This window comes from Streptomyces sp. NPDC005266, assembly GCF_040607655.1.
GTDB lineage: Bacteria > Actinomycetota > Actinomycetes > Streptomycetales > Streptomycetaceae > Streptomyces.
On the sequence record NZ_JBEXHC010000030.1, the window covers coordinates 1 to 3,949 of the forward strand.

At 72.2% G+C, this 3,949-nt stretch carries 3 protein-coding genes; all 3 read left to right on the forward strand.

Annotated features, from left to right (window positions below):
- Positions 1-491 precede the first annotated feature (491 nt).
- The 3 genes from ABZU99_RS32765 (at position 492) to ABZU99_RS32775 (ending at position 3,867) form a co-directional block, all read left to right on the forward strand.
- Positions 492-785 carry a helix-turn-helix domain-containing protein gene (locus ABZU99_RS32765; RefSeq protein ID WP_355948507.1) on the forward strand — a complete coding sequence of 98 codons (294 nt, stop codon included), beginning with the start codon at positions 492-494 and terminating at the stop codon, positions 783-785.
- 799 nt (positions 786-1,584) lie between these two features.
- Positions 1,585-2,151: a DUF2617 family protein gene (locus ABZU99_RS32770; RefSeq protein ID WP_355948510.1), complete on the forward strand. Its 567-nt coding sequence runs from the start codon at positions 1,585-1,587 to the stop codon at positions 2,149-2,151.
- A gap of 123 nt (positions 2,152-2,274) precedes the next feature.
- Entirely contained in the window at positions 2,275-3,867 is a 1,593-nt protein-coding gene (locus ABZU99_RS32775; RefSeq protein ID WP_355948715.1) for a polyamine aminopropyltransferase, read from the forward strand.
- Positions 3,868-3,949: the final 82 nt, after the last annotated feature.

Sequence of the window (3,949 nt, forward strand, 5' to 3'; positions counted from 1 at the left end):
TCAAACGCTTCATCGCGCGCGAGGTCTACAAGCACCTGACCAGCACGAACACCTCACAGGCAGAACTCCTACAGACTGCTTGACGATCTATAGGAGCTTCCTGGACGCCAGGGGCCGCGTCTGCTCGGCTCTGCCTGGGTCGATGGTGTGCGGGATGGGAGCCCGCAGTATCCGCCACAACGGATCCGCGGTCGGCGACGGCGCCCCCTCCATCCCGGTGCCGGCCGATCCCCCGCCGGAGGCACTGTTCTGACCGTCGCGTACGCGGTGATCGGCTTATGGCCACCGGCCCTATCCACCAATGGGCGCGCGTCGGCGCAGCGCGGGCGGAGCGGGCCGGAGGCAGGAGCGGCGCCCGCAGCGGAGCCGGGAAGCGCGCCCGGCGGAGCGGAGCGCAGCCGGGGCTTGATGAGGTAGAGAAACCTGTAACAGCTCCGCGGAGGGTCACGCTGTCCGATCCCGGGTGATGCTTGACAGTTCGGTCCCAGCTGATGGTTGACAGTGGCCGTGATCGGCTTTTCTGTACGCGTCGTTCGGTGCGTGTGGGGAGGCCGGGATTGGCGCTGGTGGAGTTGTCGGTTGTCGAGCAGAGATACCGGGCTGTCCTGGCCGTGCTGGCGGGTGCGACCGTGACCGAGGTCGCGGCTTCGCTGGGTGTGTCGCGGCAGACGGTACATGGGACATGCCGACCCGGCGCTGACGCTGCGGGTGTACGCCCACCTGATGCCCGACAGCCGCGAGCGTGCCCGGCGTGCCATCGACACCGTGTTTCAACGTGCCTCTGAGGAGGAACACGGCCCATGGATGGCCCATTGAGCTTCGGACGGCCCCTGATCTGCCAATCGGCGCAGGTCGGGGGCCTTTTCCTTGTACTGACCCTCAGAACTTCCTCAACTCCGCTTTCGGCCCCGCCCCGGGCGGGCATGGGTCCTGCAGAGACGAAGCGGTACCTCGCTACGGGGGCTGGAAGGAGAGTGAGGACCCATGGGTTTTGTCATTGTCTTCGTTGCGGTGGCGTTCACGGTCGCGGCGCTCGCCGCGCTGGGCGCCGGGCGGTCGAAGGGGTACAGCGGGGGGCGCAGGAGGTCCTGGGGCGGGGGGTCAGGCACTGGGGCCGCCGGCGGTAGCTGGTGGGCCGGTGGCGACGGCGGTGGCGGCGGACACCACGGCGGGGGGCACCACGGCGGGGGGCACCACGGCGGGGGGCACCACGGCGGCGGTGGCTGCGGCGGCGGGTCGTCCTGTGGCGGCGGCGGTGGCTGCGGTGGCGGTGGCGGCGGTGGTGGCGGCGGCTGCGGCGGCGGCTCCTGACCGTGCCCGACTGTTACGGAGAGACAAGTCCGCGCCCGGCGCGCCAACGTGCGCCGGGCGCGGGGTTGTTGAACAGTTGAGCGTAGGGGCGCCCTAGGGGGTGGAAACCCGGCGAAGGTGGGTAAAAACGATGTGGCGCCGAGCATTTCATGATTCCGTATACCACCGACCCAACGGACCCCACGTGGGCACGAGCCGGCGTATCTGTACACCCCTGGTCCACCGCGGGGCGAGCCGGCCCACCTTTCCACTGCGTGCTTGCGGAGCCGACCCATGCTCACGACCCTCAAGACTGCTTACACCGACACCCGCGCCACCGATCTCGCCTGGTGCCTGGGGCTGGAGCCGCTCCCGGCCCTGGCCGTACTCGACCTGCAACTCCACGGCTTCGCCATGCAGTTGAGGCTCCTCGGAGCCTCGCATCAGGTCCTCCTCGAAGGGGAGGACGGCCGATGTTCGGAGACCGTGGCCTGTATGTCCGGCAACAGCACCCCGCTTCCGCTGGGGGTTTCCACGCTCGTCGAGGGTCGTGAGTACGAATTCGCGGCGCGCGTCGAGGAGTTGTCGGAAGGGTCGTTCGCCGGGCGGGCCCAGGAGCTGCTGGCCCTGGTCGCCGACCATCCGCATGGGCTCGCGGGTACGTTTCCGGGCAGTCCGCACGCGTTCACGGCGCTGCTCGCGCAGTGGCACGAGGGCACGGTGGGCTGGCGGACCTGGCACGCCTACCCCCAGGAGGGGCGGTTGGTGACCACCCGCACCTGTGTGGGGGCCCGGGTGCCGGCGGCGCTCCGTCCGCCGGGCGCGGGCGCGCTGGTGCCGCCTCAAATCCCGTGCGCCTAGCGGGTGGTGCGCTCGTATGGGCGGATGAGTCGCTGTACGGATGAACGGCGGCCAATGCACTCGTGTGGGTGACCAGACGTAAGCGATAGGTGACGTAACGTTCCGTTTGTGATCGATTCGCCCATGTCTGCTGTCTCGGGTGCCCCACCGTCGCCGGAGTCCGAACCTCCAGCGCGGCTGCCCGTGCGGGCCGGGCTCGGCCGCTTTGCCGTCCTCGGCACCGTCTTCGTCTGCGCCGCCTGCGGGCTCGTCTATGAGCTCGAACTCGTCGCCATCGCCTCCTACTTGGCGGGCGACTCGGTCACCCAGGCATCCGTCGTGCTGTCGGTGATGGTCTTCGCCATGGGCGTCGGCTCGCTGCTGGCCAAGCGGCTGCGCTGCCGGGCCGCCGTCGGCTTCGCCGCGGTCGAGGCGGTGCTCGCGCTCGTCGGCGGCTGCTCGGCGATGGCGCTGTACGCGGTCTTCGCGTGGTGCGGTCAATCGCGCTCCGCGCTCGTCGGCTTCTCGCTGGCGATCGGCGTACTCATCGGCGCCGAGGTGCCGCTGCTGATGACCCTCATCCAGCGGGTGCGGCGGCAGGACGCGGGCGGCGCGGTGGCCGATCTCTTCGCGGCGGACTATGTGGGCGCCCTGGTCGGCGGGCTCGCCTTCCCGTTTCTGCTGCTGCCCGCCTTCGGGCAGCTCACCGGCGCGCTGGTCACCGGCGCGGTCAACGCGGTCGCGGGCGGGGCGCTGGTGCTGTGGCTGTTCCGCCGCGACCTGAGCGGGCGGGCGCGGTGGGTGCTGATCGTCGCCAACGCGCTGGTGCTGGCCCTGCTGGCCGCGGGCGCCGCGCTGACCCCCTCCTTCGAGCGGGCCGCCCGGCAGGCCGTCTACGGGCCGGGGGTGCGGGTCGCGCTGCGGACCGGCGTCCAGGAGGTGGTGCTGAAGGGCGGCGGGGCGAGCGGCCGACCGCTCGCCCTCTTCCTCGACGGGCGGCTGAGCGTCAGCGGGCGCGACGAGGCCCGCTACCACGAGGCGCTGATCCACCCGGCCATGGCCGCCGGACCGCACGGCCGGGTCCTGGTGCTGGGCGGCGGCGACGGGCTCGCGGTCCGCGAGATCCTGCGGTACGCGGCGGTCCGCTCGGTGACCGTCGTCGAGCGCGATCCGGAGGTGGTGCGGCTGGCCCGCCGGGACCCGGGCCTGTCCGCGCTCAACGGGGGCGCCTACCGCGATCCGCGGGTGCGGGTGGTGACGGCCGACGCCTTCGACTGGCTGCGGCGGCGCGCGGCGTACGACGTGGTGGTCTGCGATCTGCCCGACCCCGGCCTCACCCAGAGCACCAAGTTCTACTCCCAGGAGTTCTACGGGCTGGCCGAGCGGGTGCTGGCGCCCGGCGGACGGCTCGTGGTCCACGCCGGGCCGCTGAGCGTCAGGCCGCGGGAGTACTGGACGGTGGACGCGACGATGCGCTCCGTCGGGCTGTGGACCGTGCCGTATGTGATCCGCGCACCGCGCCCCGGGCCGCCCCCGCCGGGAGCGGGCGCCGGACCACGCGACTGGGGCTTTCTGCTGGCCTCCCGCACCCCGGTCCGGCCGACTCTGCCCAAGCACGGCCCCCGACTGCGCTCGCTCACCCCCGACGGGCTGCGCGCGGCCCAGCGGGCCGCCGAGCGACGGCGGGAGACGGGCCTGCCCCCGTCCACGCTGATGCGTCCGCGATACGAGGAGTGAGGCGGCGCGGGGGATCCCCCGCGCCCCGCTTCGGCTCCCGCTGCCGTGGGGTGTCCGGCGCCGTGTGGCTCCCGCGCCTGCT

Coding starts and splice junctions, on each gene's coding strand:
- ABZU99_RS32775 (WP_355948715.1), top strand. CDS start 2,275: ATGTCTGCTGTCTCGGGTGCCCCACCGTCGCCGGAGTCCGAACCTCCA.
- ABZU99_RS32770 (WP_355948510.1), top strand. CDS start 1,585: ATGCTCACGACCCTCAAGACTGCTTACACCGACACCCGCGCCACCGAT.
- ABZU99_RS32765 (WP_355948507.1), top strand. CDS start 492: ATGGTTGACAGTGGCCGTGATCGGCTTTTCTGTACGCGTCGTTCGGTG.